The following is a 24,059-nucleotide window of genomic DNA, read 5'->3' on the forward strand; positions in this document are numbered from 1 at the left end:
GGGAGCGCTTGTTACCGGATTGTGATGCGACCTTTTCTCGCATTGCGACGTGTCTCATGAGTACGGCTCCGAGTCGACTGGCATTCGTGCCCGCGGCCGCCGGAGCCCATACCCCACTTCTGAAGATTCATCCCCCCAAGGAGCAATATGAACTCCACCCTGAAACGGGTGCTCGGAGTGACCGGCAGCGTCGCGCTCGGCATCGCCGGCGCGCTCACGTTCGCCTCGGCCGCCCAGGCCCACCACGTCGAGATCGTCGGCACCGCCACCTGCGCGGACGACGGCTGGACGGTCACCTGGGAGACCACCGACTGGGACTCGCAGAATGTAGGCGCGGGCGTCATCGAGACGATCACCTCCAACGGTGAGCTCTCGGGCGACATCGTCGAGGGCGCCGAGCTGCCCCACCCCAGCACGGGTGACAAGCTCATCGGTACGCAGGCCCTCGGCTTCGACGAGACTGTGGCGTCGATCCAGATCGACGCGGTGTGGCCGAACGGGCACACCGGTACCGGGGTCGCCGAATTGCCCCAGCCCGAGGGCGGCTGCGACGAGCCGGTCGACCCCGCGCCGGTCGTCGATGTCGGCGCCTCCAGCGACTGCTTCGGCCTGGAGATCCTGGTGACGAACCAGGACGCCGAGCGGACCGTGGAGATCGGTCTGCAGGACAGCCAGAACGAGTACGGCGACTGGTACTACTACGAAGTCGCGCCCGGCGACACGCTGACGGAGTACTTCGCCAACGATCCCGAGCTCGGCGATCTCGCGGTAGCGGTCACCGTCGACGGTGAGGACCACGGCACCTTCGAGTGGGACGGCGGGACCAACTGCGAGTGGGGCTACGTCACCGACACCTGTGAAGGCTTGGATCTCGAACTGACGATCCCCGAGGACGGCCTCGAGACCACCTACACGTTCAACCCGAGCAACTCCGACGAGGAGACCGTCGTGACGGTCGCCCCGGGCGGCACCGAGCCGGTCTCCTTCGCCGCCGGTGACGACGAGGAGTTCAGCGTCGACTACATCATCGACGACGGCAAGTCCTTCTACGAGGACACGCTCACCTGGACCAAGCCCGCCGACTGCGAGGAAGTCCCGACCGAGTCCGAGTCGCCCAGCGCGGCTCCGACCCTGCCGACCACCGGTAGCTCGATGACCATCATGATCAGCGCTGCCGCGGCCCTCGTGCTCGCGGCCGCCGTCCTGTTCATGATCGCCCGCCGCCGTAAGGCCGCCGGGAACTGGTAAACCGCTCCGCTAGTCGGAACAGGTAGACCCGAGGGGCCGCGCGATCTCGATCGCGCGGCCCCTTTCCCATGCCCGCGTTCGGGTCTCAGGAGATCCCGGCGAGGCGCAGCAGCGCGGTCGTGGCGGCCGCGGCGACGACGATGACGAGGATCGGGGCCCGGCGCCAGGCCAGGAGACCGCCGACGAGCACGCCCGCCGGGAGTGCCCAGCCCGCGAAGCCGCCGTCGGCGATGAGGGCGCCGGTGATCACCAGTGCCGCGAGCACGACCGTGGCGCCGCGTTTCATCATCGCCTCGGTGCGTTCGGAGACGTTGATGCGGTTGCGCAGGACGGGGCCGGTGAGGCGGACCAGGAATACCCCGACCGCCAGTGCGAGGACTGCTGTCATGGTCACCTCGCGGTCTCCGTTCCGCCGCGGCGCGGCCAGGTCACCGCGAGGCCGGCGAGCGCCAGTAGGACCGGGATGCCGGTCGGCAGGAACGGGGCGGTGGCGAGGGCGATGGCCGCGCCGACCAGTGCGGCCAGGAGCGTGCCGCGGTCCTTCAGCGCCGGGACCAGGAGCGCGAGCAGCAGGGCCGGGAAGGCGGCGTCGAGGCCGAGGACCGCCGGGTCGGCGATGTAGCCGCCGGCCAGGACGCCGATGACGGTGCCGACGTTCCAGGCGATGAAGAGGATGACGCTGGTGGCCCAGAACGCGGTCTTGGCGCGCCGCCTGTCCTCGCCGGCGGCCAGGGCGAACGCGGTGGACTGGTCGATGAGCATGTGGGTGCCGAGCAGGCGGGTCCACCAGTGCTTCCAGTACAGGTCGCCCACGGCCAGGCCGTAGGGGATGTGGCGGAGGTGGATGACGATCCCGGCGACGAGTCCGGCGATGACGCCGCCGCCGGCGGTGATCACGGCGAGCATCGCGAACTGGGAGGTGGCGGCGAAGGTCAGGAACGACATGGCGACGGGGATCCACCAGGGCAGGCCGGCGGTGGTGGCGAGGGCGCCGAAGGAGGCGCCGACGATGGCGATGCCGATCGCCATGGCTCCGGCGTCGCGGTAGACGTCCCGGTCGCGGTTGGGCAGGAAGCGGGGAGACACCGGGCGAGTATGCCTGGTGACTAGCCGACCGGCAAGCAAGGGGCGCGGCCGGTGTGAACCAGCCGCGGGCAAAAACAAGGCGCACCCCCCCTCTACAAGGTGGGCGCGCCCGTGAGCTGGGGGTGTGCTAGTCGATCTCGCCGGACTTGATTCCGGAAAGCAAACCCGTGAAGTCGCCTGTGGGCAAATCGAAAATCGGGGAGGAGTCTCCAAGCTTCGTATCCGCGATACCAAAACCTCCACCTTCGTAGAGGACCTCAACGCATTCACCGCTGGTGCCGCCGTTGCTCCTGCTGCTCTTGCGGCGCTGCGCGCGAGCCCACTTGTCTTGGTTGCAGGCCCTTTGAGTCATTGCTCCACTTCCCTCAACAATTCTTCCAAAAGTCTGTTGGTTTGCTCAGCATCTTGGGCTCCCTCGTCCCAGAGGAAATCGAAGGCGTCCAGAGCCGATCTCAAGTCTATGCCGCCGCTGTCACCGATAACCGGGCCGATCGGCGTCTCGACATGGACCAGAGTCGGCCATCCTGCTGGCAGTTTCATGACGGTGAATCCTGCGGTGACCTCAGTGACCGTGGGACAGTCGGTATTGATCGGCAGATAGCGAATCTCGACGTTCGCGTACTCGGCAACCTCGCGCAGATACCGGAACTGCGCAGCGTAGATATCCCTGGTGACGATGCGGAGTCGCTGGCGCAAGATGCCTTCGTAGAGCAGGAAACGTGCGGTCGGGGCGTTTGGCTTTACCAGGATGTCGGATCTGGCGAGACGAATTTCGATGTAGTTCTCAATATCCGCCTCGCTGCTGCCTCTCTCGCCGTGGCGGATCAATACCTCGGCCAGTTCCGGTGCTTGTAGCGGGCCAGGGAAGTTCGAGATGTGGTAACCATCGATCTCGGTGGCTTTGTCCTCACCCCACAGGAAGTCAGAGAAACCCTGGGTGGAGACCGCGCTCCAGAGTCCTCGCTTGCGCGCCTCCTCGGCGCGGTGGCGAAGCTGCGACCGTGTCTGTCGGTCGGTGACCCCGAGGACGTCCATGATCGGAGTCAAGTCCTTGAGTTCGACCTCCAAGATGCCTTGTTCCAACTTGGCGAGCGTGGGTCTACTGATCTTCCGCCACCGACTATCGGTGTCGCCCAGCAGCGCTCACAAGCCCAGGCAACTGAATCTCGCTGTGTCCGTTGGCCTCCGGGTCCCTGCCACGTACATCGGCAATGATCCTGAGCAAGCGAAGGCGTTCGCGAAGCTGCACGGCCCGCACTTGATCGCGAAGGCGTTCCAGCCGAACCTGTGGGTCGAGCACGGGGTTGCTCGAACTACCTGGACCACCCGAATCACCGTCGACCAGCTCAATGATGAGGGGTTCGGCGTCACCGCGAACCTCATCCAAGCATGGGTCGAAAAGGACCTCGAGGTTCGCGTCATCGTCGTCGGAGATGACGCGTTCGCCGTCCGGATCGACGCTCACTCTGATGCGGCCCGCATCGACTTCCGCTCGGACTACGACGCGGTCACCTACCAACTGATCGGCCTTCCCGAACGTCCTATGCGGGCTGCAAGCGTTCATGGCTCGCATGGGGCTGCTGTACGCAGCCTTCGACTTCGCGGTCACACCGTCCGGAGATTGGATTTTCTTTGAATGCAACCCCAGCGGCCAGTGGCAATGGCTCGAAGGCGAAACCGGCGCGGCAATCAGCAACGCAATCGCCCAGCTCCTAATCTGTGAGGCATGATGACCACCGAGACTGACTGGCGGCCCCTGGCCGCCGCGCTTACCGAGGAGATCTCGCACGAGGTCAGCCTGAGTCCCGAGTGGCGGGAAGCGTTCGAGCAGACCCCCCGGCACCGCTTCGTCCCGGAAGTCCCACTCGAAGCGGCATACCAGGACGAATCCATTGTCATCAAGACCATCAATGATCGTGGCTTCGACTGGCCGACCAGCTCATCGACCAAACCTAGTCTCATGGCCTACATGCTTATGATGCTCCGACTCGAAGACGATCACACAGTGCTGGAGATCGGCACCGGCAGCGGCTACAACGCCGCGCTCCTTTGCGATCGTCTCGATGCCGCCTCGGTGGCCGCGTTCGACCTCGGCCCCAAACAGGTCGCCTCGATCGACCTGGACCCGGACCTCGTCGCCGCAGCCGAACAGCGCCTCCTGTCCATCGGCCGCGGTCCTGACCTCATCGCCGGAGACGGGCGCAAGATCGCCTTCCCCGGTCGCGCCTTCGACCGCATCATCGTGACGGCGGGCGCTCGACGCGTCCCTGCGGCTTGGGCTGAACAACTCAACGACGGCGGCATGATCGTCACCGATCTCGGGGGCCGCAGTCAACCGCGCATCATCCGCCTCACCAAGGAGGCGGACGGCCGCCTGCTCGGCAAGTTCCGCCACCGGCCCGGCTGGTTCATGCCCCTGCGCCCGGACGCCGGCCACCCGGCAGAGGACCCCGGCAATCCGAACGGCGCTCTCGACCTCACCGGGGAAACTCGCCTCACGAACCCGCCTGTGCCTCCTGTGTTCCTGGACGAAGCCCACACCGGCCTCGCCTTCGCAGTCGACTTCTTCCTGCAACCAACGATGCTGGTCGATCAGCTTCGAGACGGATCGCCCGGCGTCCTCATCACCACCGAAGACGGGTCCTGGATCGAAATCGACCCCAATGGAAACACCACCACCGCTGGACCGACCTCACTTGCCGAACCCCTGGAACAGATCACGTCCGAATGGAAGCGGCTCAACGAACCTGAGGACGCCGACCTCCGACTGATCGTCACCCCCGATGACGCTCATACCCTCTACGCCCACGACTTCGAGCACCGATGGGAAGAACCGCAGGCATGAACCAACCCCTGCGGATCGTGACCCGCTCATCCCCGATGGCGCTCGCCCAGGTTGAGCGGGTCCGTTCCCTTCTCGCCGAGACCGATCCCGGCCTTGCGGTCGAGGTCGTTCCCATCACTACCACCGCCGACAAATGGACCGGGAGCCTCACCGCGCTCGGCGGGAAGGCCAACTTCGTCAAAGAGATTGATGCAGTCCTCGCGGCCGGCGCCGCCGACGTAGCAGTCCACTGCCTCAAAGACATGCCAGGTGAAACGCCGCTTCCTGAGGGCATGACCATCGCCGCCTACCTGGATCGCGACGACGTCCGCGACTGCCTCATCAGCCCTGCCGGGCACACACTCGCCGAGCTACCGCAAGGTTCGAGGGTCGGTACCTCCTCGGTTCGACGCCGCGCCCAACTCGCGGCCATCCGGCCAGACCTGGAATTCGAGGACTTCAGAGGCAACGCCAACCGGCGCCTGGAGAAGCTGTTCAACGGTGAGGTCGATGCCGCGGTTTTGGCCGTCTCCGGACTCGAACGCATCGGCCGGACCGAGGTCATCACCGAGGTATTCGAGCCCGAGACGGTCCTGCCTCCGGTCGGCGCGGGCATCCTCGCCCTCCAATGCCGCGAAGACGACAGCACCACCATCGGAGTCCTCGCTCCCCTGAACGACCCGAAGACATGGCGTGAAGCCGACTGTGAGCGAATGTTTCTTCATGTGCTGCAAGGCCACTGCAACTCTCCGATTGCGGGCTACGCCACCGAGGCCAATGGTGAGTTGACGTTGCGCGGAGCGGTGTACTCCCTGGACGGCAAAACTGTGCTCACGGCACGAGAGACGGCCGGGGCGCTCGCGCCGGCCGACCTCGGAACCGCCGTGGCGCTCGCCATCGCCCAGCAGGGTGGGCGCGGCCTCATCGAGAGCATCGACCACTAGAGACGCTCGGGCCCGGTCGCGGTTGGGCAGGAAGCGGGGAGACACCGGGCGAGTATGCCTCGCTACTAGCCGACCGGCAAGCAAGAGGCGCGGCCGGTGTGAACCAGCCGCGCCCCTTTGGTCCTAAATCGTTAGACCTCGTAGTACAGGTCGAACTCGTGCGGAGTCGGGCGGAGGCGGATCGGGTCGATCTCGTTCTCGCGCTTGAAGCTGATCCACGTCTCGATGAGGTCGGGCGTGAACACGCCGCCCTCGGTGAGGAAGTCGTGGTCGGCCTCGAGGTTGTCCAGCACCTGGTCGAGCGAGCCGGGGACTTGGGCGATGTCGCCGTACTCCTCCGGGCCGAGCTCGTACAGGTCCTTGTCGACCGGCGCCGGCGGCTCGATCTTGTTCTTGACGCCGTCCAGGCCCGCCATGAGCATGGCCGAGAAGGCCAGGTACGGGTTGCTCGACGGGTCCGGCACGCGGAACTCGACGCGCTTGGCCTTGGCGTTCGAACCGGTGACCGGGATGCGGGTGCACGCGGAGCGGTTGCGCTGCGAGTAGACCAGGTTGACCGGGGCCTCGAAGCCGGGCACCAGGCGGCGGTAGGAGTTCACCGACGGGTTGGTGAAGGCCAGCAGGCTCGGGGCGTGCTTGAGCAGGCCGCCGATGTAGTGGCGGGCGGTGTCCGAGAGGCCGGCGTAACCGGTCTCGTCGTAGAACAGCGGCTCGCCGTTCGCCCACAGCGACTGGTGGGTGTGCATGCCCGAGCCGTTGTCGCCGAACAGCGGCTTCGGCATGAAGGTCACCGTCTTGTTGGCCTGGGTGGCGGTGTTCTTGATGATGTACTTGAACTTCTGGACGTCGTCGCCGGAGTGCAGCAGCGTGTCGAAGCGGTAGTTGATCTCCGCCTGGCCCGCGGTGCCGACCTCGTGGTGGGCGCGCTCGATGGTGAGGCCGCCCTCGATGAGGTTGGTGACCATCTGGTCGCGCAGGTCCGCGAAGTGGTCGACCGGGCCGACCGGGAAGTACCCGCCCTTGTGGCGCGGCTTGTAACCGAGGTTGCCGCCCTCTTCCACGGCGCCGGTGTTCCACGCGCCCTCGATCGAGTCGACGTGGTAGAACGACTCGTTCGCCTTGGTGTCGAAGCGGACCGAGTCGAAGATGTAGAACTCGGCCTCGGCGCCGAAGTAGGCGGTGTCGGCGATGCCGGAGCCGGCCAGGTACTGCTCGGCCTTCTTCGCGACGTTGCGCGGGTCGCGGCTGTAGGCCTCGCGCGTGAACGGGTCGTGGATGAAGAAGTTCAACGCGAGGGTCTTCTGCTCGCGGAAGGGGTCGAGGAAGGCGGTGGCGACGTCGGGGAGCAGGAGCATGTCCGACTCGTGGATCTCCTGGAACCCGCGGATCGAGGACCCGTCGAAGGCCAGGCCCTCTTCGAGCAGATCGGCATCGAAGGACGCGGCCGGGATGTTGAAGTGCTGCATGACGCCGGGCAGGTCGCAGAAGCGGACGTCGATGAACTTCACGTCATTGTCACGGACGTATCCGAGGAGCTCTTCAGGGCTGGAAAACACGAATGTGTTCCTCTCGGTAGGTAGGCCTTGTAGAAGTGACCTTGTAGCAGTCACCTGGACGCATGGCTCGCGATCACAGCCAAGTGCGCGGGCACCGACGTCGCTGTCGACACCACTGTATTAGGCGAAACGCTAACCGCGATCAATTGCCTCATCGTAAATCAATTGTTTCGTGCGTGTTACTTGCAGCGGGCGATGTTGTTTCCCATTGACTGAAACCACTGCTCACCGTACCTGCGGGAAACGGTGTTGACCGGGTCCGTAAACTCCGCGACATGACGAGCGAAACCGGTGCGGCCCCAAGCGGAACGAGCCCCGAAGGCCAGGATCTGGCGAGCCTCAGCGGACGGTTCGTGGCCCTGGTCGTCGACTGGGTGTCGTGCTTGGTGGTCACGTGGATCCTCGGATGGATCGGCATCATGACCCCCGACCCCTTCGGCATCAACCTGTTCATCTACGTGCTGTTCATCTTCTACTACACGTACTGCATGACCGCCGGGACCCAGAGCCTCGGCATGCGCCTGATGCGCGTAGCCTGCGTCTCGGCCGCCACCGGCGGCCGCCTCGGCGTGCTGCGGGCGCTGGTGCGGGTCCTGCTGCTGACTCTGGTCATCCCCGCCCTGACCTCGTACACCGACGAGTACCGCAGAGGCCTCCACGACAAGGCCGCCGGCTCGGTCATGCTCAAGGTCTGACCCGGAACCGTCGGACCCCGGGCGCACACTTGAATCAAGGGGGCCCCCGGGACCACCTGATGCGGTGTGCCCCGGTCTCGGGTTCGCCGGGATCGCCGGGTCCCTCAGGTCCGTTGGATCCACTTGACCAGCAGCGGTGACGGCACCGGGTAGGCCCCGTGGCGCCTGGCCCGGTCGACCACCTCCTGGTCGGAGGACACCACGATCACCACTCGCCCCTCGGGCTCGACCCGCGCCAGGTCGACCACCACGTCGTCGGCGATCTGGCCCTTCGCGCTGAACAGCACCCGCACCCCGCGCGCGCTCGGCTTGGCCCCGAAGATCGCATCGGCCCCGTCGAACACGACCGTGACCTCCGCGTTCGTGGCCGCCGCGACCGCGCCGAGCCCCTGCACCAGGCGATTGCGCTGCTGCTCCAGCGTCAGCGTCTCGCCCCAGGCCGAGATCGTCACGTTGTAGCCGTCCACGATCAGGTGTGGATTCGGCAGCGACAGCAGATGATCGAGCCGCTGCGGATCGGTCTGGGCCAATCCTCGCGACCCCTCCGCCAGGCGCTCTTCCGGATCGGCGGACCGCTGCTCGGCGACGTAGTCGGCCGGCCGCTCGGCCGCCGGCTCCAGCCCGAGCTCCCGCCGCAGTCCCGTCGCGGTCCCCGACAGCGTCTCCAGCAGCAGCCACAGCCGCGTCGAATAAAGCCGGTCGGACTCCCGGTCGGACCGCCGGGCCTCCTCCAGCTGCGCGCGCAGTGAATCCATTTCGGACTCCAGTCGGCGGCGTTCCGATCGCCGCTGGGTATCGGCCTGCTTGATCCGGCCCCGCTCAGCGGCCAGGTCGTTCGCGGCCTTGTCGGCGCGCTCGGCCGCCTCGCGCAGATCCTTCCGGCTCCGCCGCAGATCCTCCTGCAACCGGGCCGCCGCCGCCCGCTGGTCGGCCAGGGCCTCGCGCAGCTTCTGGTTCTCCTTCTCGGCCGCCGCGGCCCGTTTCGAGGCCGACTCGTCGGGCTCGGCGGCGGGCGCCGGCTCGGGCTCCTCGCCGATCGCCTCCGTCGCCGTGGCCACCAGTTCCTGCCAGCCGCCGGGCCGGAGCAGATATGCCAGGGCCGCGACCTCGCCCGGGTCGGCCATCGGCGAGAGCTCCTCGCCGGCATCGATCGCCCGCACCAGCGACGAGTCGGTCCCTTGCAGGACTTCGGCCAGTCCCGCCCGGAAGTCGTCGTTGTCGGTCAGCTCCGCGGCCAGGTCGCCTCGGGCGAGTTTGGCCCGCTTGGTAGGACTGAACTTGAGGTATTTCCGCAACCGGGCGGGGACGCGGGGGGCGGCCAGTCCCGGCATCGCCGCCGCGGCAATCTCAATTGTCTTGCGGCGCACCGGGTCGGTCAGGAATACCGCCGCCGGTCCGTCCTCGTTCCCGGACTTTGGTCTGGGCCCGTCGTCGCCGCTGCTCATGGGCACCAGTGTGCCATCGTGCAACTGGACGGCGCGGGTCGACCGCTGGGATTCAAGTGCCGGTCATCTCGGATCGCCTCGGGATTCGGGCCGCCGTGACAGACTGGAGCGATCGTGAAGGGGGGCATGATGAGCAGGACCCTGCTGGTGACCAACGACTTTCCGCCGCGACGCGGGGGCATCCAGACCTTCGTGCACGGCATGGCCCTGCGACTACCGTCCGACAAGCTGGTCGTCTACACCTCCACCTCTCCCGGATGGGAGGCGTTCGACGCGGCGCAACCGTTCACTGTGGTTCGTGACCGGACCTCGATGCTGCTGCCGACCCCGCGCGTCGCCCGCGCCGTCACCGCCCTGGCCCGCGAGCACCGCTGCGACCGGGTCTGGTTCGGCGCCGCCGCCCCGCTCGGCCTGCTCGCCTCGAGTCTGGTGCGCGACACCGGGATCGACCGGGCCATCGCCCTGACCCACGGCCACGAGGTCGGCTGGGCGGCAATGCCCGGCACCCGCCAGGCCCTGCGCCGCATCGCCCGATCCCTGGACGTCATGACGTATCTGGGCGACTACACCTATCGCCGGCTCGAGCCGGTCGCCGGCGTCGAGACCCGGCTGGAGCAGCTGACCTTCGGGATCGACACCGAGCATTTCAACCCCGAGGTGGACGGCTCCAAGATCCGCCGCCGCCACGGGCTGGGGGACAAGCCGGTGATCGTGTGCGTCTCGCGACTGGTGCCCCGCAAGGGCCAGGACAAACTCATCGCGGCGCTCCCGCACGTGCGCGAGCAGGTCGGCGATGATGTGCGGCTGCTCATTGTCGGACAAGGACCCTACGAGAAGCGGCTCCGCTCCCTGGCCCGCCACCACGGCGTCGAACGCGAGGTGACCTTCACCGGCGGCGTCCCCGAATACGAGCTGGCGAAGCACTTCGCGGCCGGGGACGTGTTCGCCATGCCGTGCCGGACCCGCCGCCGCGGCCTCGACGTCGAAGGGCTCGGCGCGGTGTTCCTGGAGGCCGCCGCGTGCGGGCTGCCGGTCATCGCCGGGGACTCCGGGGGCGCGCCGGACACCGTTCTGCACGACCAGTCGGGATGGGTCGTCGACGGCCGCGACCTCGGCGAGATCACCTACCGGTTGACGCAGGTGCTCTCGGACGAACCGCTGGCCCGCAAGATGAGCGACGCCAGCCGCGAGTGGGCGTGCAGCGAATGGACCTGGGACCGGCAGGCGGGCAGGCTCGAAGCGATGCTCTACGGCGAGACGGTGTTAGGGGGTCTCGAAACACCCCCTGACGCCCGATCAGAACTTCGGCTGGTCCGGGGCCTCCAGGAGACCGAGCTTCAGGGCGGTCATGAGGGCCTGGGCCCGGTTGCCCGCCCCGAGCTTTTCGTAGAGCTTGGAGATGTGGGTCTTGGCCGTGGACTCCGATACGTACAGCTGCTTGGCGATTCCGGCCACCGACAGGCCGTCGGCCAGAAGCTTGAGGACCTGCGATTCGCGCGGGGAGAGCTGCGGGCCGGTCGGGGTCAGGCGTCGCTGCATCGCCTCGGCGAGGTCGGCCGCGCTGAAGGCCGTCGGGTTCGACGCGGCGTGGCGGGCCGCCGAGACCACGTCGTTCGCCGGAGCGCTCTTCGGGACGAACGCCGAGGCGCCCGCGTCCAGGGCGCCGAACAGCTGGTCGTCGCCGGCGTACATCGTCAAGACCACGATCCCCATGTTCGGGTGAGCCTTGCGGAGCTTGCGGGTCGCGTCCAGGCCCGAGCCGTCGGGCAGGCGCAGGTCCATGATCACGACGCTGGGCATGAGCGACGCGGCCTGGCCAATGCCGTCGGCGGCGGTGTCGGCCTCGCCGACCACCTCGAACTCGGGGTCGCGGTCGAAGGCGTGCCGCAGGCCCTTGCGGATCAGGTCGTGGTCGTCGACGATCAGGACCGTCGTCTGACCGGTCATCTCGGGCGCGTCAGCGTTCATCTCTCTCGTCTCTCCTCATCGGCGGTCAGGCCTCGTCGGGCCGCCTGGCCTGCTGTTCAGTTGCGGCCCCGGCGGCGGCCGCCCACTCCTCGGCCGCCGGATGCGTCGGCACCGCCTTCGGGGTCGGCCGGGCGGAGGCGTTGAGTACCACCGCCACCGTCGTCCCGTGCGGCTGATGCGGCCGGATCTCAAGCGAGCCTCTGATCCGCTCAGCGCGCTCGCTCATGATCGCCAGTCCGTAGCGGCCCTCCGAGGCCTCGCCGGTCAGGCCTTGGCCGTCGTCGGTGACCTCGATGCGGGTGTACGGGGGGTCGACCTCGCAGGTGACCCAGAGGTTTTCTGCGCGAGCGTGTTTGCGGGCATTGGTGATCGCCTCCTGCGCGATCCTCAGCAACTCGGCCTCGGTACTGGCGGGAAGCCGCGCCCCGCCCTCGTCGAGCGACAAATGCACTCGCAGTCCGGCGGAAGCGCCCACAGTACGAGCATAGTCCGCAATTGCGGACGCCAGGCCCCCCTGACGGTCGACGTTCGAACGCAGCTCGAACAGGGAGAACCGCAGCTCGGTCACGAGCCGGGTCACCTCCGACCGCAGGTCCTCCAATTCGCCGCGCGCCTCGCCCGCGTCGCCGGGGAGGATCGCCATCGCATTGTCGATGCCGTAGCCCAGCATCGCCAGCTCCTGCGCGATCCCGTCGTGGATCTCGCGGGCCAGGCGCTGGCGCTCCTCTGTGGTCGCCATGGACCTGACGTCCTCGAACAGCAGCGCGGTCTCCAGCCGCAGCGCGGTGCCCTTGGTCTGCTCCTGGGCGGCGGTGACGGACTCGGGCCCGAACGCGGCGGGGTCGTCGGACTCGATCGCGACGAGCCCGACGGTGCGGCCCTCGGCGACCAGCGGTATCACCAGCGACGACACCGGGCCCTGAGTGGAGCGCGAGAGCGGCAGCTGTCCGGTCTGCGGTTTCTGCCCGGCCCAGGCGTCGGCCAGCAGGGAGTTCATCTGCGGCGAGGTCTCCCAGTCGACCCGCTCCGCGGCGTGCTGGGACAGGACCACCAGCCGCCGACCGGAGGAGGCGGCCAGGACGGCGGCGCGGTCGGCGCCGGGGATGCGGGTGACGGTGTCGACGATCTCGGTGGCGATCCCGCCCGGGTCCAGGGTGGATCCCGGGAGCTGGCGGGCGACGACGCGCAGCTGCGTGAGCAGGGCCGCGGCCTCCGCGTACGGCAGTTGCGAATGGCTCAGATCGCTGCGGCGCGAGCGGCGCAGCCACCAGGCGCCGACCGCCGAGGCCATGCCGAAGGCGAGCGCGACCGCGACGGTCGTGACGTACGTGCCCTGGGCATAGCCCGAGACGCGGGCGGTCTGCGCGACCAGTCCGACCGCGGCGATCGCCACCAGCAGCGGCGGGCCCCAGATGCGGAAACGGGCGTACCGCTCCGAGTCGTTCGGCCCGGCCGCGTCGAACGCGGCCGTCGCGAACGGCGCGATCAGGTAGGGGAGCATCCAGGCCGGTAGCCCGCCCGTCGCCAACGTCCCCAGCACCACCACGGCCACCTCGGCCAGCCGCCCGGCCGGGGCCAGGAGCCGGTGGCGGGGCAGCAGCACGCCCGGCAGCGCCGCCAGCGCGAGAATCCCGCACCAGGTGAGCGCCGAGACGGCGCCGACCGACGCCCATCCGAACACCGCGACCAGCCCGAACAGCACCACCCGCAGGGCTACGGCGGGTAGGCGCCACTGCCGTTCAAGCACCGCCTCCTCGCTCATGCAGCCTCGCTAACGTTCCTTGTCGTAGAGCGCGTTGATCTCGTCTGAGTATTTTTTCATGACTACGTGGCGTTTGACCTTGACTGTGGGAGTGATTTCTCCGGTGTCCTCGGTGAGTTCGACCGGTATGACCCGGAAACGCTTGATCTGCTCCGCATGGGAGACCGTCGCGTTGGCCTTGTCGACCTCTCCTTGGAGCACCGCGAGCAGCTCGGGGTCCTCGGTGAGGTCGGCGATCGGGGTGGCCGGGTCCTTGCCGTGGCGCTCCAGCCAGTCCGGCAGCATGTCGCTGTCGAGGGAGATCAGCGCCCCGATGTAGGGGCGGCCCTCGCCGACGACCATCGCGTAGGCGATGAGCGGGTGGACGTCCAGGATCTTCTCCATCGGCCCCGGGGCGACGTTCTTGCCCCCGGCGGTGACGATGATGTCCTTCTTGCGACCGGTGATCGTGACGTACCCGTCGTCGTCGATCTCGGCGATGTCGCCGGTCGAGAACCAGCCGTCCGCGTCCAGTACCTCGGCGGTCGCCGCGTCGTTGTTCCAGTAGCCGGGGAAGACCTGCGGGCCCTTGGCCTGGAGTTCGCCGTCGTCGGCGACTCGCAGCGCGGTGCCGGGCGTGGGCCGCCCGATCGAGCCGACCTTGATGGCGTTGGGGAAGTTGAGGGACAGCACCGGGGAGGTCTCGGTGAGGCCGTAGCCCTCGAAGATGGTGATGCCGACGCCGCGGAAGAAGTGCCCCAGCTCGGGGCCGAGCGCGGCGCCGCCGGAGACGGCGGTGGTGCACTCGCCGCCGACGGCGGCGCGGATCTTGGCGTACACCAGCACGTCCCACAGCTTGTGGCGGAGCTTGAGCCCGAGGCCGGGTCCGCCGGGCTTGTCGAGGGCGCGGCTGTACTCCTTGGCGCAGGCGGCGGCCTTCTCGAACAGGTGGCCCTTGCCGCCGTCGACGGCCTTCTGGTAGCCGCCGGCGTAGACCTTCTCGAATACGCGCGGGATCGCCAGCAGCGTCGTCGGCTTGACGACCGGCATGACGGCGGTCAGCTTGGTGCGGTCGGCGTGCGCGATCGTGGTGCGCGACTCGACGCCGGCGAGTTGGAGGATCCGGGCCAGAACATGCGCGAGCGAGAGGAACAGCAGCATGCGCCCGCCCTCGTACAGCACGATCGGGACCTCGGGAATGACATTGCGGATGTCCGCCAACAGGTTCCGGTGGGTCAGCATGCAGCCCTTGGGGCGGCCGGTGGTGCCCGAGGTGTAGACGATCGTGGCCAGGTCGTCGGCCTGCCGCGAGGTGCGGCGGGCCTCGATGTCGACCTCGGCGCCCTCGCCGAGCGCCTCGATGGCCTCGACCGCGCCCTCGTCGATGGTCCACTGGTGCTTGACACCCGATTGCAGGCCCTCGACCATCGCGGCGATTTCGGGGGTCTCCACGATCACCGCGACGGCGCCTGCGTCCTCCAGGATCCAAGCGGTCTGGTCGGCCGAGGACGTCTCGTAGATCGGGACCGTCACGGCCCCGGACGCCCAGATCGCGTAGTCGAACAGCGTCCACTCGTAGCGGGTGGCCGACATCAGGGCCACCCGGTCGCCGGGTTGGACTCCGGCGGCGGCGAGTCCGCGGGCCACGGCGATCACCTGCTCCCGGAACTCGACAGCGGTCACGTCTTGCCAGGTCACACCGTCGTCAAAGGACCGCATGTAGAGAATCGAGGCGGGGTGGTTCTCGGCGGCATCCCAGAGGGCGGTGAGAGTGTTGTCTTCATCGGGCACAGTCACCACGGGGGGGACGGCGAACTCGCGCATGAAAAGGCTCCGTTCGAATAGCCGGGGTTCACGGCGTTGTAAATCGGCTGTCATCTAAGGGCACAACTTACCGGTGAGTAGCGTCACTTGGCAAGCTTGGATAGGTCCGATGCTAGAGCAACGAGCCGGTGTCCGCGCGCCCTGGCGGTGATACCTTCGCCAAGAGGGACGGACTAGTCGATATCCACTGCTCATTAACGTCGCGTAAAGTCTGATCTCGGCCCGCAGCGTCGCGGAGCGACCATCAGCTTAATTCCGTAATCCGCTGGAGGGACAGCAGTGAGTCTGACAATCGGGGTCGACATCGGTGGCACCAAAGTCGGCGGGGGCCTCGTCGACGCGACCGGCAATGTCCTAGCCACCGCCCGTCGCCCCACTCCAGCCGATGACACTCCCGGTGTCATCCAGGCGGTGAAGGAGGTCGTGGACGAGCTGCGCGCCGGCCACGAGATCGAGGCCGTCGGCATCGGCGCGGCCGGATGGATCTCCTCCGACCGCTCCACGGTCATGCTGGCCCCCAACCTCTCCTGGAAGAACGAGCCCCTGCGCGACAAGGTCTCCGAGGCGATCGGCCTGCCCGCCGTCGTGGAGAACGACGCCAACGTGGCCATCTGGGGCGAGCACCGCTACGGTGCCGCCAAGGGCCACCGCTCCTCGGTCCTGTACACGATCGGCACCGGCGTCGGCGGCGGCATCGTCGTCAAGGACAACCTGCTCCGCGGCACCAACGGCGTCGCGGCCGAGATCGGCCACATGCGCGTGGTCCCCGACGGCCGCCCCTGCGGCTGCGGGCGCCACGGCTGCCTGGAGCAGTACGCCTCCGGCCGGGCCCTGACCCAGGCCGCCCGCGACGGCGCCAAGGCCGACCCGACCAAGGCGCGGGTCCTGCTCAAGCTCGCCGGCGGCGACCCCGACGCCATCACCGGTCGCCAGACCACCGAGGCCGCCCGGGAGGGCGACGAGGTCGCGCTGGCCGCCTTCGACTCCATCGGCTACTACCTGGGCAACTCGGCCGCAGACATGGTCAACCTCATCGACCCCGGCGTCATCCTCATCGCCGGCGGCGTGGTCGACGCGGGGGACCTCCTGCTCGACCCGATTCGCAAGCACTACAAGGAGGCCCTGGCCCACCGCGCCGAGGTCCCCGTGGCCGAGGTGCGGGCCGCCGAGCTCGGCTCCAAGGCCGGCGTCATCGGCGCCTCTGACCTGGCCCGCCACCGCGAGGACCTCTCCTAGACGTCGTAATACCCAGACGCAGAAGCGAACGGGGCCGGAGGCGAAAGCCTCCGGCCCCTCGCGTTCTACCGCGCTAGCAGACGTTCACGGAGGCGTTCCCCGAGATGTTCCATGTGGAGTTGTCGGCGCAGGGCGATTCCCGCACCGAGGTGTTGTTGACCGTCAGGGTGATGTTGGTGTCGCGGGTGTTGGCGAATTCGGAGCGCGCCGCGATGCGCACCTCGCCGCCGCCGTTGACCGTGCCCGACGAGATCGTGTAGTTGTAGCAGTTCTCGATCAGGATCGAGTTATTGCCGTTGCTGGCCAGGTCGACATTGCGGATGAGCACGCCGCCCGACTGGGAGACGCAGAAGATCCCGCGCCCGCCGCCGCGGGAGATGACCTTGTCGACGGTGATGTTCGTCGAGTACGAGCCGTTCGACAGCCGGCCGGCGGTATTGGCCGTGCGGAACGTCGCGTAGCCGGTCCCGGTGGCGACATTGTTGCCGTCGACGGTGCCGATGGTCGCGTTCCGCGTGTTGTTCAGCAGCAGACCGGAATAGCCGGTGTTGCGGGCGACGACCGTGCCGATCCGCAGACCGTCGATGTTCCACGTCTCGACGCCGTGACCGCCGGTGCCGGCCACGTACACATAGTCCATGCTCACGTTCGTGCTGCCGGCGAAGTCGCGCTCGAAGCGGATGCCCGCGCCCCCGGAGAGGTTCAGGTTGATCTGCCCCAAGTGCAGGCCCGAGTTGCCGTAGAACCGGGTCGCGAAGTACGGGCTCCCCGTCATGTTCAGATAGGCGATGTTCACATTGGACGTGCCCAGCGATTCGATCGCGCCCCTCCCGCCGCGGTTGGTCGCGTTGATCGTCCCGCAGCCCTCGAACGTCTTGCCGCTGGAGATGGAGATCGTGTTAGCACCGATCGAGCCCGAGGCCATGACGGCGACGCGCTGGCCGCTGCCGATCGAGTCCACGGCGGCCTGGATGGCCGCGCGGTAGTCGCCGCCGGAGTAGACGGTCGAGGATCCGTTCGTGGCGGTGTAGCTGCCGCTCGTTCCGGTCACCCGGGCGTTCGGCGTTCCCGAACCGCAGGTGCCGGGGGTGCTCCCGCCGTCGACCTTGACCAGCTGGAACTGCTGGTTCGAGCCGCCATTGGCGGGGTACTGCGAGATCCGGCCGCCCGCGGTGGTGGAGTTCTCCCACACGTCGAGGGCCTTGCCGGAGTGGCGGTTGATGAAGGTGGCGTAGCCGCCCGACTCCTGGACCTGCCATTGCTGGTTGGTTCCGCCCAGGTCGGTCCACTGCGCGATGGTGGCGCCGTTGTCGGCGTTCCATTCGTAGGTCTCCAGCACCAGGTTCGAGTGGCGGGCCTGGATGCGGTAGTAGCCGCCGCCCGCGTCGATGAACCGGAACTGCTGGTTGGTGGCGCCGGTGTCATTCCATTGAATGAGCTCGGCGCCGGGGGCGGTCGAGCGATCGAGGATGTCGAGGTTCAGCCCGGAGGAGCGGCTGACGATCTTGTACCAGGTCCCAGTCTCGACCGCGCTCGCCGCGGGGACCGCGATGAAGGCGACGGCGAGGCCGGTGACGAGGGCGGTGAGGGTGGTGATGAGGAGGACGAGTTTTCGCTTGAGAACTCGGGTCATGGTCGTGATTCCTTTGAACCTTGCACGGCGCTGTGCAATTCGCACTCCACTGTGCGCTGAAATGAAGGGGATTCAGTTGTCCGGTGCGACGGCGGGAACCGCCGAATGGCGGCCCCCGCCGCACCGGCTCAGGCTTTCGGGGCGTTCACCTCCTAACTACTGAGACGGTGTCGATTGGAACGTTTCAGGTGTCGTGGGGCGGCGCGGTCGGTTCGTCAGCACACATCCAGCGAGGCGTCGCCGCTGATGTTCCAGCTGACGTTCTCCCCGCACGGGGACTCCCGCACGCTGGTGCCGTTGACCTCCGCGGTGATCGAGATGTCGCGGTTATTGGCGAACTCGTCGCGGGCGGCCAGGCGGACCTCGCCGCCGCCGTTGACGGTGCCGCCCTCGATCGTGACCCCGTAGCAGTTCTCGATCAGGATCGAATTATTGCCGTTGTCGGCCAGGTCGATGTTGGTGATGTTGACGCCGCCGGACTGCGAGACGCAGAAGATGCCCCGGCCGCCGCCGCGCGAGATGACGTTGTCGATCTGGACGTTGGTCGAGTAGTCGCCGTTCTGGCTGCCGTTCTCGTTGGCCATCCGGAAGGTCGCGTACCCGGTGCCGGTGGCGACGTTCTCGCCGTCGACTGTCCCGACATGCGCATTGGTGGTCGTCTGGAGCAAAAGGCCCGACTCGCCCACATCGCGCGCGGTCACCGAGCCGATCTCCAGCCCGTCGATGTTCCAGGTCTCCACGGCGTGGCTGCCCGCGCCGGACACGAAGACGTCGTCCATCGACACGTCGGTGCTCCCGGCCTCGTCGCGCTCGAAGCGAATGCCGAGGCCGCCGGACAGCTCCATATTGATCTGCCCGAGGTGGAGCCCGTCCATTCCGAAGAACCGCAGCCCGAAGTAGGGGTTGCCGGTCATGTTGAGGTGCGGGATCGACACGTCCTGGGCGCCGCCGGCCTCGATCGCGCCGTGCCCGCTCGAACTGCCGACGTCCATGGTGCCGCACACCGACAGCGAGGTGTGGCTGGGCAGGCCGATGTGGTTGCCGCCGATGGCGCCGTCGGCATTGACGACGACGCTCTCCTGCTCGGTGCGGTCCGGGTTCAGCGAGTCGATCCCAGCCTGGATGGCCGCGAGGTAGTCGCCGCCCGAGTAGACCTCGGAGCCGCCGTTGGTCGTGGTGTACGAGCCTCCGGACCCGTCGACGACCGCGTTGGACTCCCCGCCGCACTCCTGTGCCGGGACGGCGTCGGCCGGGTCCTCCTCGTCGGCCCCCGCCTGCTGGTTGATCAGCATGACGGACGCGACCGCGGTGGCGGCGGCCAGCGCCGCCGCCCCGATTGCGGCCCTTTGCCGCTTGTAAGTTCGTTGCATGCCCAGTTCCCTTCATATTGAGGAATCGAAATGAAACGATTTAATCATGTCAAATGGGGTGGGCCCTGTCACTAGCAGGGCCCGTCTTACTTCACAAAAGCCGCATAATTCGGCCCGGCTCAAGGGAACTCAACTCAACTCGCACTCCGCTTCGACCGCGATAGGCGCGGTGGAGGTCGAGGCGGTGAACCCGATATTGATCGAGGCCCCCGACGCGATCGAGCCGTTCCACCCGGCATCGGTGACCGTCACCGTCTTGTCGCTCTGGGTCCACTCGCCGCCCCACAGGCTGGTGACCTGCTCGTCCCCGGCGAACGTCCACGTCACCGTCCAGCCGGTCGAGACCGCGCCGCCCGCATTGCTGAGCGCGACATTGCCCTGGAAACCGCCCGGCCAGGTGTTCGACACCGACCAGACGACGCCGCAGTCACCGGTGGGCGGCTCCGTCGGAGACTGCGATTCGGTCGGCTCCTCCGAAGGCGTCTCGGAGCCCGTCTCGGTCGGGTCGGGAACGTAGTCGCTGGACTCGCCCACGATGACGCCGCGCCCATTGGTGCCGACGTAGACCCGTCCGAACACCTTCGGGTCGCCGGTGATGGCCGAACCGGTCCAACCCCACTGGTGCTCGTCGTCGTTGATCCGCGTCCACGACGCGCCGGTGTCGACCGAGCGCCAGATGCCGCGCTGGCCGCCGCGAGCGGCGCTGGAGTAGATCGCCGGGTACGACTGGCCCTCGGCGGCGGCGCCGAAGCCGACCGTGTCGGCCGCGTCGAATCCGGCGACGACCTCCCAGTTCGCGCCGCCGTCGGTCGACCTCCACATCCCGTAGGTCCCGTCGGCGCCGCCGCCCGCCAGCCACACGTGCCCGGCGTGGCCCGGCACCGCCGCGAATCGGACCTCGCCGCTGGAGGGGAATCCCGAGAACGACGACGCGGTGAAGCTCGCCCCGCCGTTGGCGCTGTAGTAGAACGTTCCGGCCGCGAAGCCGTACACGGCATTGGCGTCGGCCCGATCGGATCGCACGCGGGCGCCGGTCGGCAGGCCGCTCGCCGCCGACCAGGACGAGCCGTAGTCGGTCGAGCGCTGCGGAGCGGTCCCGGCCGGCGCCCACACGATGGCGCCGGCATTGGCGGTGATCGCCACGGTTCCGGCCCCGGTCGCGCCGCTGATCGCGGCCCCCGCCCACCACGAGCCCCCGCTATTGCTGGAGATCCCGATGCCCGGGGCGTCGGCCTCGCCGACGCGGAAGACGACGCTCGGATTGAGCTCGGCGAAGTCGATGGAGCGGGTATTGCCGTGGGTCGGGGCCAGGAAGAACGCGCTCGGCACGACGTCGAGGTCGGTGTGCACGAAGCCGCCGATGTCGCCGAGCGCCGAGTACAGCGCCGGGCCCTCGGGCGGGGACGCCAGGTCCTGGACCGAGGTCTCCTCCAGTCCGTGCACCATCGGCGTGACGGTGAAGGTGCTCCCCGCGTCCCAGGCCGTCAGGTTGGTCGAGCCGTAGATGGTCGCGCCGGTGCCCCACATGACCCGGTCCGAGTCGTGGGGGTCGATGGCCATCGTGTCGATCATCCAGCCGTACTTCGGCGACTCTTCGGGGGCGCTGGGGTTCGCGCCCCAGTCCAGCCAGCCGACCGAGTCGTGGTCCATGGTGTACGCGTTGACGCGGGTCGGATAGCCGTTGAGCGTCCACGACTGGGTCCAGCTCTCGCCCGAGTCCGTTGAGCGGAAGGTGGTCTCGTCGGGCCACCAGGCGTTGACGCTGCTGACCATCAGAGTGCCGGGACTCTGGCGGTCGAGCGTCAGGCCGCCGAAGCCGAAGCCGGCGTAGTCGGTCGCATTGGGCCCGGGGTGGATCTCGGTCCAGGTTCCGGAGGCGAGTTCGCAGCGCCAGACCGAGCCGCCGCGCGCGCCCTCGGCCGGGTTCCCGTTGTAGGGACCGGGATCCCACGAGGTGATGATGTACATGTACCCGTTGACGTCGTCGATCGCCGCCTGTTTGGGGATGTTGTCGTAGCCGTCGACGGTGCCGATCTGCGCGGCGCCCTCCACCGCGGCCCAGGTCGATCCATGGTCGGTGGACACATAGAGCGGATTCGCCGGGTCGGCCACGCCCACGTAGGTCGCGTCGGCCGCCTGGTCGAACTCGATCCACAGCACGCCCTGGTTGTCGCCCTGGTAGTCGTCGCCGGGGACGACCACGAAGTTCCCCGGGTTCGGGAAGGCGGTCACCTCGGCCCAGGTGCGGCCGTAGTCGTTCGACTTCCACAGCCCATTGCCCGAGGGCGTCCCCAGATACACCACCGAGTTGTCCCCGGGGTCGACGGCGAGTCGTTCGCCCATCCCGCGGCCGGGCATATTGCCGCCCTGCTTGAACGGGAGCTCGGCCGCGCCCCAGGTGTCGCCGTAGTCGTCGGAGTAGAGGACCGCGCCGTTGGTGGGGTCCCAGTCGTTGGTGTAGGTGCCGACGGCGGCGTAGACGCGGTTCGGTTCGACCGGGTCGGTCGCGACGGAGACGACGCCGGTCCAGCCCCAGTTGTCCCAACCGATCCAGTCCAGCAGCGGCTTCCAGGTCTGCGAGGACTCCTGCCAGCGGTAGAGCCCGCCGATGTCGGTGCGGGCGTAGATGAGATCGGCCTCGGTCTCGTTGAAGACGATGCCGGGGACGAAGCCGCCGCCCGCGATCTGGGCGTTGCGCCAGGAGTAGGTCTCGCCGTTCTCCTGGGCCCGGGCCGAACCGGCGCCGATTATGAACTGGGAGAGGCCGGCGGTGGCGGCGGCCGAGGCCCCGACCGCCGCGAGCCCTGTGAGGGTGCGCCTTCTTGAAATCATCGATCCGCCTTCGGGTCGCGGCGCCCTGGCGCGCGAGCCCAACCTGCGCCGGGACGCTTGCGTTAGTTGATCGACTAAATATAAACATATATCAATGGCTTGTCAACTGTGGGCAGACAAAGAACTCCCAGCGCAGAAGCACTGGGAGCGTTTGCGTTTCGGGAGCTATTCCCGCCGGTATCCCTTGACGAGTTCGCCGGCGAGCTGCTCGCAGAACAGGCCGATGTCGGTGATGACGCCGATGGCCTGGGCCGAGCCCCGGTCGGCCAGTTTGGTGACCGTGGCGGGGTTGATGTCGACGCTCACCAGCGGGACACTGGCGGGCAGGAGGTTTCCGGTGGCGATGGAGTGCAGCATGGTCGCGACCATGATGGCGAAGCCGGTGCCCGGCAGCGCGTCGCGCATGGCCCGCTGGCCGTCGATGACATCGGTGTGGACGTCGGGGAGCGGACCGTCGTCTCGGACCGAGCCGACGAGCACGTACTGCTTGCCGTTCTTGACCATCGCGTGCATGATGCCGCCGGTGAGGACACCCTGGTCGACGGCCGCGGCGATCGATCCGCAGGCGCGGATGCGGTTGATGGCGCGAATGTGGTGCTCGTGCCCGTGGGGGACGCCGTGGCCCTTGTCGAGGTCGACGCCGAGCGAGGTGCCGTACAGGTTCGACTCGATGTCGTGGGCGGCCAGGGCATTGCCGGCGAAGATGAGATCGACGTAGCCCGCGTCGATGAGTGCTTCGAGGGCCTTCCCGGCTCCGGTGTGGACGATGGCGGGGCCGCCGACCCACAGGATCTTCTCTCCGCGGGCCTTGACGTCGCGCATCTGCTGGGCGATCTGGCGGACCTGGAGCGCTTGGGGGCGTTCGGAGGAGACGCCCGAGTTCATGAACTCGAATCCGGCCGAGGCGGGGTCGGAGCGTTCGGGCTCGGGCAGCGGCAGGACCTTGACTCCCTCGCCGCCGCAGACGACGAGCTCGCCCTCCTTGACGTCCGAGACCGGCAGGGTCCAGGCGGAGCCGTGGTCGGTCGAGACGATGATGCCGCAGTCCATTTCGGAGCTGCGCACGTCCATCCAGCCGCCGTTGAGGCGGACCTGGGTGTCGAAGTTGGTGGTGGAGTAGAAGTCCTCGGGGAAGACGCCGTCGGCCGGGGCGGGCTTGAGTGTGGCGATGCCCGGATCGAGCGGGTTGGCGCCGTGGGTCTGGAGGCGCATGACGATGCGCTCGACCTGCTCGGCCGTCTCGGCGGTGACGGTGAGTTGGACGTAGGACTCGTCGGTGTGGTGGCGGCCCACATCGAAGCGGTCGATGGAGTAGGCCCCCGAGTATTCGAGGACGTCGTCCATGACGCGGGCGAAGACGCCCTGGTCGATGAGGTGCCCGCGCAGTTCGACGGTCTTTGCATGATCCACGGTTGAACTCCTGTGCTTCCCACTCTAGGGGGTGTCTGGTGATCCCGAACGGCCTGGCTCCGGCCCATTTGCCCGCTCGCTGCGTTGTCGGGCTTCCAGATCCAACACCGGGATCTGGAAGCCCTTCCGCCTTGCGAGCGAACAAATGGACTCGGATCCAGCCTCGCCCGGGATCACCAGACACCCCCTAGGCGACGCCGGCGGAGCCGTGATTCGGCACGGTCGCCTGGACGAGCCTAACTCCCGG

Annotated in this window: 19 protein-coding genes and 1 pseudogene; 7 read left to right on the top strand and 13 right to left on the bottom strand. The window is 67.9% G+C overall.

The window, feature by feature from the left end; genetic code table 11:
• The first annotated feature begins 147 nt into the window (after nt 1-147).
• On the top strand, nt 148-1,248 hold the full coding sequence (locus FAB82_RS17820; protein WP_136535892.1) for an LPXTG cell wall anchor domain-containing protein: 1,101 nt from the start codon (nt 148-150) through the stop codon (nt 1,246-1,248).
• Between the two features lie 85 nt (nt 1,249-1,333).
• Here the strand turns inward: FAB82_RS17820 and FAB82_RS17825 are convergent, their stop codons facing one another.
• The 4 genes from FAB82_RS17825 to FAB82_RS17840 all read right to left on the bottom strand — a co-directional run bounded on the left by FAB82_RS17825 (nt 1,334) and on the right by FAB82_RS17840 (nt 3,417).
• Nucleotides 1,334-1,636, bottom strand: a complete 303-nt coding sequence (locus tag FAB82_RS17825; RefSeq protein ID WP_136535977.1) for an AzlD domain-containing protein — start codon at nt 1,634-1,636, stop codon at nt 1,334-1,336.
• A 2-nt stretch (nt 1,637-1,638) separates the two neighbouring features.
• On the bottom strand, nt 1,639-2,334 hold the full coding sequence (locus FAB82_RS17830) for an AzlC family ABC transporter permease (RefSeq protein WP_246039697.1): 696 nt from the start codon (nt 2,332-2,334) through the stop codon (nt 1,639-1,641).
• A gap of 127 nt (nt 2,335-2,461) precedes the next feature.
• Nucleotides 2,462-2,686, bottom strand: a complete 225-nt coding sequence (locus FAB82_RS17835; protein WP_136535893.1) for a DUF397 domain-containing protein — start codon at nt 2,684-2,686, stop codon at nt 2,462-2,464.
• Entirely contained in the window at nt 2,683-3,417 is a 735-nt protein-coding gene (locus FAB82_RS17840; protein ID WP_136535894.1) for a DUF5753 domain-containing protein, read from the bottom strand. Before FAB82_RS17840 ends, FAB82_RS17835 begins: the two co-directional genes overlap by 4 nt.
• 88 nt (nt 3,418-3,505) lie before the next feature.
• On the opposite strand from FAB82_RS17840, the gene FAB82_RS17845 reads away from it, so the two are divergent.
• The 3 genes from FAB82_RS17845 to hemC all read left to right on the top strand — a co-directional run bounded on the left by FAB82_RS17845 (nt 3,506) and on the right by hemC (nt 6,102).
• Complete coding sequence (locus FAB82_RS17845) at nt 3,506-3,970, top strand: ATP-grasp domain-containing protein (protein WP_136535895.1); 465 nt, start codon at nt 3,506-3,508, stop codon at nt 3,968-3,970.
• 90 nt (nt 3,971-4,060) lie between these two features.
• Nucleotides 4,061-5,179 carry a methyltransferase domain-containing protein gene (locus FAB82_RS17850; RefSeq protein WP_136535896.1) on the top strand — a complete coding sequence of 373 codons (1,119 nt, stop codon included), beginning with the start codon at nt 4,061-4,063 and terminating at the stop codon, nt 5,177-5,179.
• Nucleotides 5,176-6,102 (top strand): hydroxymethylbilane synthase, encoded by a 927-nt coding sequence (hemC, locus tag FAB82_RS17855; protein WP_136535897.1) that lies wholly within the window; start codon nt 5,176-5,178, stop codon nt 6,100-6,102. The genes FAB82_RS17850 and hemC overlap by 4 nt, the downstream gene beginning before the upstream one ends.
• A 131-nt stretch (nt 6,103-6,233) precedes the next feature.
• Here the strand turns inward: hemC and glnA are convergent, their stop codons facing one another.
• Nucleotides 6,234-7,658 (bottom strand): type I glutamate--ammonia ligase, encoded by a 1,425-nt coding sequence (gene glnA / locus FAB82_RS17860; protein ID WP_136535898.1) that lies wholly within the window; start codon nt 7,656-7,658, stop codon nt 6,234-6,236.
• A 275-nt stretch (nt 7,659-7,933) separates the two neighbouring features.
• Between glnA and FAB82_RS17865 the strand changes: the two genes are divergently transcribed.
• Nucleotides 7,934-8,353, top strand: a complete 420-nt coding sequence (locus FAB82_RS17865) for an RDD family protein (RefSeq protein ID WP_136535899.1) — start codon at nt 7,934-7,936, stop codon at nt 8,351-8,353.
• A 104-nt stretch (nt 8,354-8,457) separates the two neighbouring features.
• Here FAB82_RS17865 and FAB82_RS17870 read toward each other — a convergent pair whose 3' ends face one another.
• Nucleotides 8,458-9,798, bottom strand: a complete 1,341-nt coding sequence (locus FAB82_RS17870) for an NYN domain-containing protein (protein WP_136535900.1) — start codon at nt 9,796-9,798, stop codon at nt 8,458-8,460.
• A gap of 129 nt (nt 9,799-9,927) precedes the next feature.
• On the opposite strand from FAB82_RS17870, the pseudogene FAB82_RS28650 reads away from it, so the two are divergent.
• Nucleotides 9,928-11,046: pseudogene (locus FAB82_RS28650) on the top strand (glycosyltransferase family 4 protein); the annotation flags it as partial.
• Nucleotides 11,047-11,094: 48 nt separating this feature from the next.
• On the opposite strand, the gene FAB82_RS17880 reads toward FAB82_RS28650, so the two are convergent.
• The 3 genes from FAB82_RS17880 to FAB82_RS17890 are packed head-to-tail and all read right to left on the bottom strand — an operon-like array spanning nt 11,095 to nt 15,331.
• Complete coding sequence (locus tag FAB82_RS17880; RefSeq protein WP_211116669.1) at nt 11,095-11,745, bottom strand: response regulator transcription factor; 651 nt, start codon at nt 11,743-11,745, stop codon at nt 11,095-11,097.
• Nucleotides 11,746-11,791: 46 nt separating this feature from the next.
• Nucleotides 11,792-13,528: a GAF domain-containing sensor histidine kinase gene (locus FAB82_RS17885; RefSeq protein WP_136535901.1), complete on the bottom strand. Its 1,737-nt coding sequence runs from the start codon at nt 13,526-13,528 to the stop codon at nt 11,792-11,794.
• 9 nt (nt 13,529-13,537) lie between these two features.
• Complete coding sequence (locus tag FAB82_RS17890) at nt 13,538-15,331, bottom strand: AMP-dependent synthetase/ligase (RefSeq protein WP_136535902.1); 1,794 nt, start codon at nt 15,329-15,331, stop codon at nt 13,538-13,540.
• A 279-nt stretch (nt 15,332-15,610) separates the two neighbouring features.
• Between FAB82_RS17890 and FAB82_RS17895 the strand changes: the two genes are divergently transcribed.
• The gene (locus FAB82_RS17895) at nt 15,611-16,567 is read left to right on the top strand and encodes an ROK family glucokinase (protein ID WP_136535903.1); all 957 of its coding nucleotides are present in this window, start codon (nt 15,611-15,613) and stop codon (nt 16,565-16,567) included.
• Between the two features lie 73 nt (nt 16,568-16,640).
• On the opposite strand, the gene FAB82_RS17900 is transcribed toward FAB82_RS17895, so the two are convergent.
• The 4 genes from FAB82_RS17900 to FAB82_RS17915 all read right to left on the bottom strand — a co-directional run bounded on the left by FAB82_RS17900 (nt 16,641) and on the right by FAB82_RS17915 (nt 23,812).
• Nucleotides 16,641-18,200, bottom strand: coding sequence for an RICIN domain-containing protein (locus FAB82_RS17900; RefSeq protein ID WP_136535904.1), 1,560 nt, complete (start codon nt 18,198-18,200; stop codon nt 16,641-16,643).
• Nucleotides 18,201-18,415: 215 nt separating this feature from the next.
• Nucleotides 18,416-19,570 (bottom strand): right-handed parallel beta-helix repeat-containing protein, encoded by a 1,155-nt coding sequence (locus FAB82_RS17905; RefSeq protein ID WP_136535905.1) that lies wholly within the window; start codon nt 19,568-19,570, stop codon nt 18,416-18,418.
• 129 nt (nt 19,571-19,699) lie between these two features.
• Entirely contained in the window at nt 19,700-22,402 is a 2,703-nt protein-coding gene (locus tag FAB82_RS17910) for a cellulose binding domain-containing protein (protein ID WP_136535906.1), read from the bottom strand.
• A gap of 165 nt (nt 22,403-22,567) precedes the next feature.
• A complete protein-coding gene (locus tag FAB82_RS17915; RefSeq protein ID WP_136535907.1) occupies nt 22,568-23,812 on the bottom strand; it encodes an ornithine cyclodeaminase, nickel-pincer nucleotide-dependent in 1,245 nt (414 codons plus the stop codon).
• Nucleotides 23,813-24,059: the final 247 nt, after the last annotated feature.

Origin of the sequence: Glycomyces buryatensis, assembly GCF_004912275.1 — a bacterium.
Lineage (GTDB): Bacteria > Actinomycetota > Actinomycetes > Mycobacteriales > Micromonosporaceae > Glycomyces > Glycomyces buryatensis.

Coding starts and splice junctions, on each gene's coding strand:
- FAB82_RS17825 (WP_136535977.1), bottom strand. CDS start 1,636: ATGACAGCAGTCCTCGCACTGGCGGTCGGGGTATTCCTGGTCCGCCTC.
- FAB82_RS17905 (WP_136535905.1), bottom strand. CDS start 19,570: ATGCAACGAACTTACAAGCGGCAAAGGGCCGCAATCGGGGCGGCGGCG.
- FAB82_RS17910 (WP_136535906.1), bottom strand. CDS start 22,402: ATGATTTCAAGAAGGCGCACCCTCACAGGGCTCGCGGCGGTCGGGGCC.
- FAB82_RS17850 (WP_136535896.1), top strand. CDS start 4,061: ATGATGACCACCGAGACTGACTGGCGGCCCCTGGCCGCCGCGCTTACC.
- FAB82_RS17900 (WP_136535904.1), bottom strand. CDS start 18,200: ATGACCCGAGTTCTCAAGCGAAAACTCGTCCTCCTCATCACCACCCTC.
- FAB82_RS17890 (WP_136535902.1), bottom strand. CDS start 15,331: ATGCGCGAGTTCGCCGTCCCCCCCGTGGTGACTGTGCCCGATGAAGAC.
- FAB82_RS17865 (WP_136535899.1), top strand. CDS start 7,934: ATGACGAGCGAAACCGGTGCGGCCCCAAGCGGAACGAGCCCCGAAGGC.
- FAB82_RS17885 (WP_136535901.1), bottom strand. CDS start 13,528: ATGAGCGAGGAGGCGGTGCTTGAACGGCAGTGGCGCCTACCCGCCGTA.
- FAB82_RS17870 (WP_136535900.1), bottom strand. CDS start 9,798: ATGAGCAGCGGCGACGACGGGCCCAGACCAAAGTCCGGGAACGAGGAC.
- hemC (WP_136535897.1), top strand. CDS start 5,176: ATGAACCAACCCCTGCGGATCGTGACCCGCTCATCCCCGATGGCGCTC.
- FAB82_RS17835 (WP_136535893.1), bottom strand. CDS start 2,686: ATGACTCAAAGGGCCTGCAACCAAGACAAGTGGGCTCGCGCGCAGCGC.
- FAB82_RS17880 (WP_211116669.1), bottom strand. CDS start 11,745: ATGACCGGTCAGACGACGGTCCTGATCGTCGACGACCACGACCTGATC.
- FAB82_RS17820 (WP_136535892.1), top strand. CDS start 148: ATGAACTCCACCCTGAAACGGGTGCTCGGAGTGACCGGCAGCGTCGCG.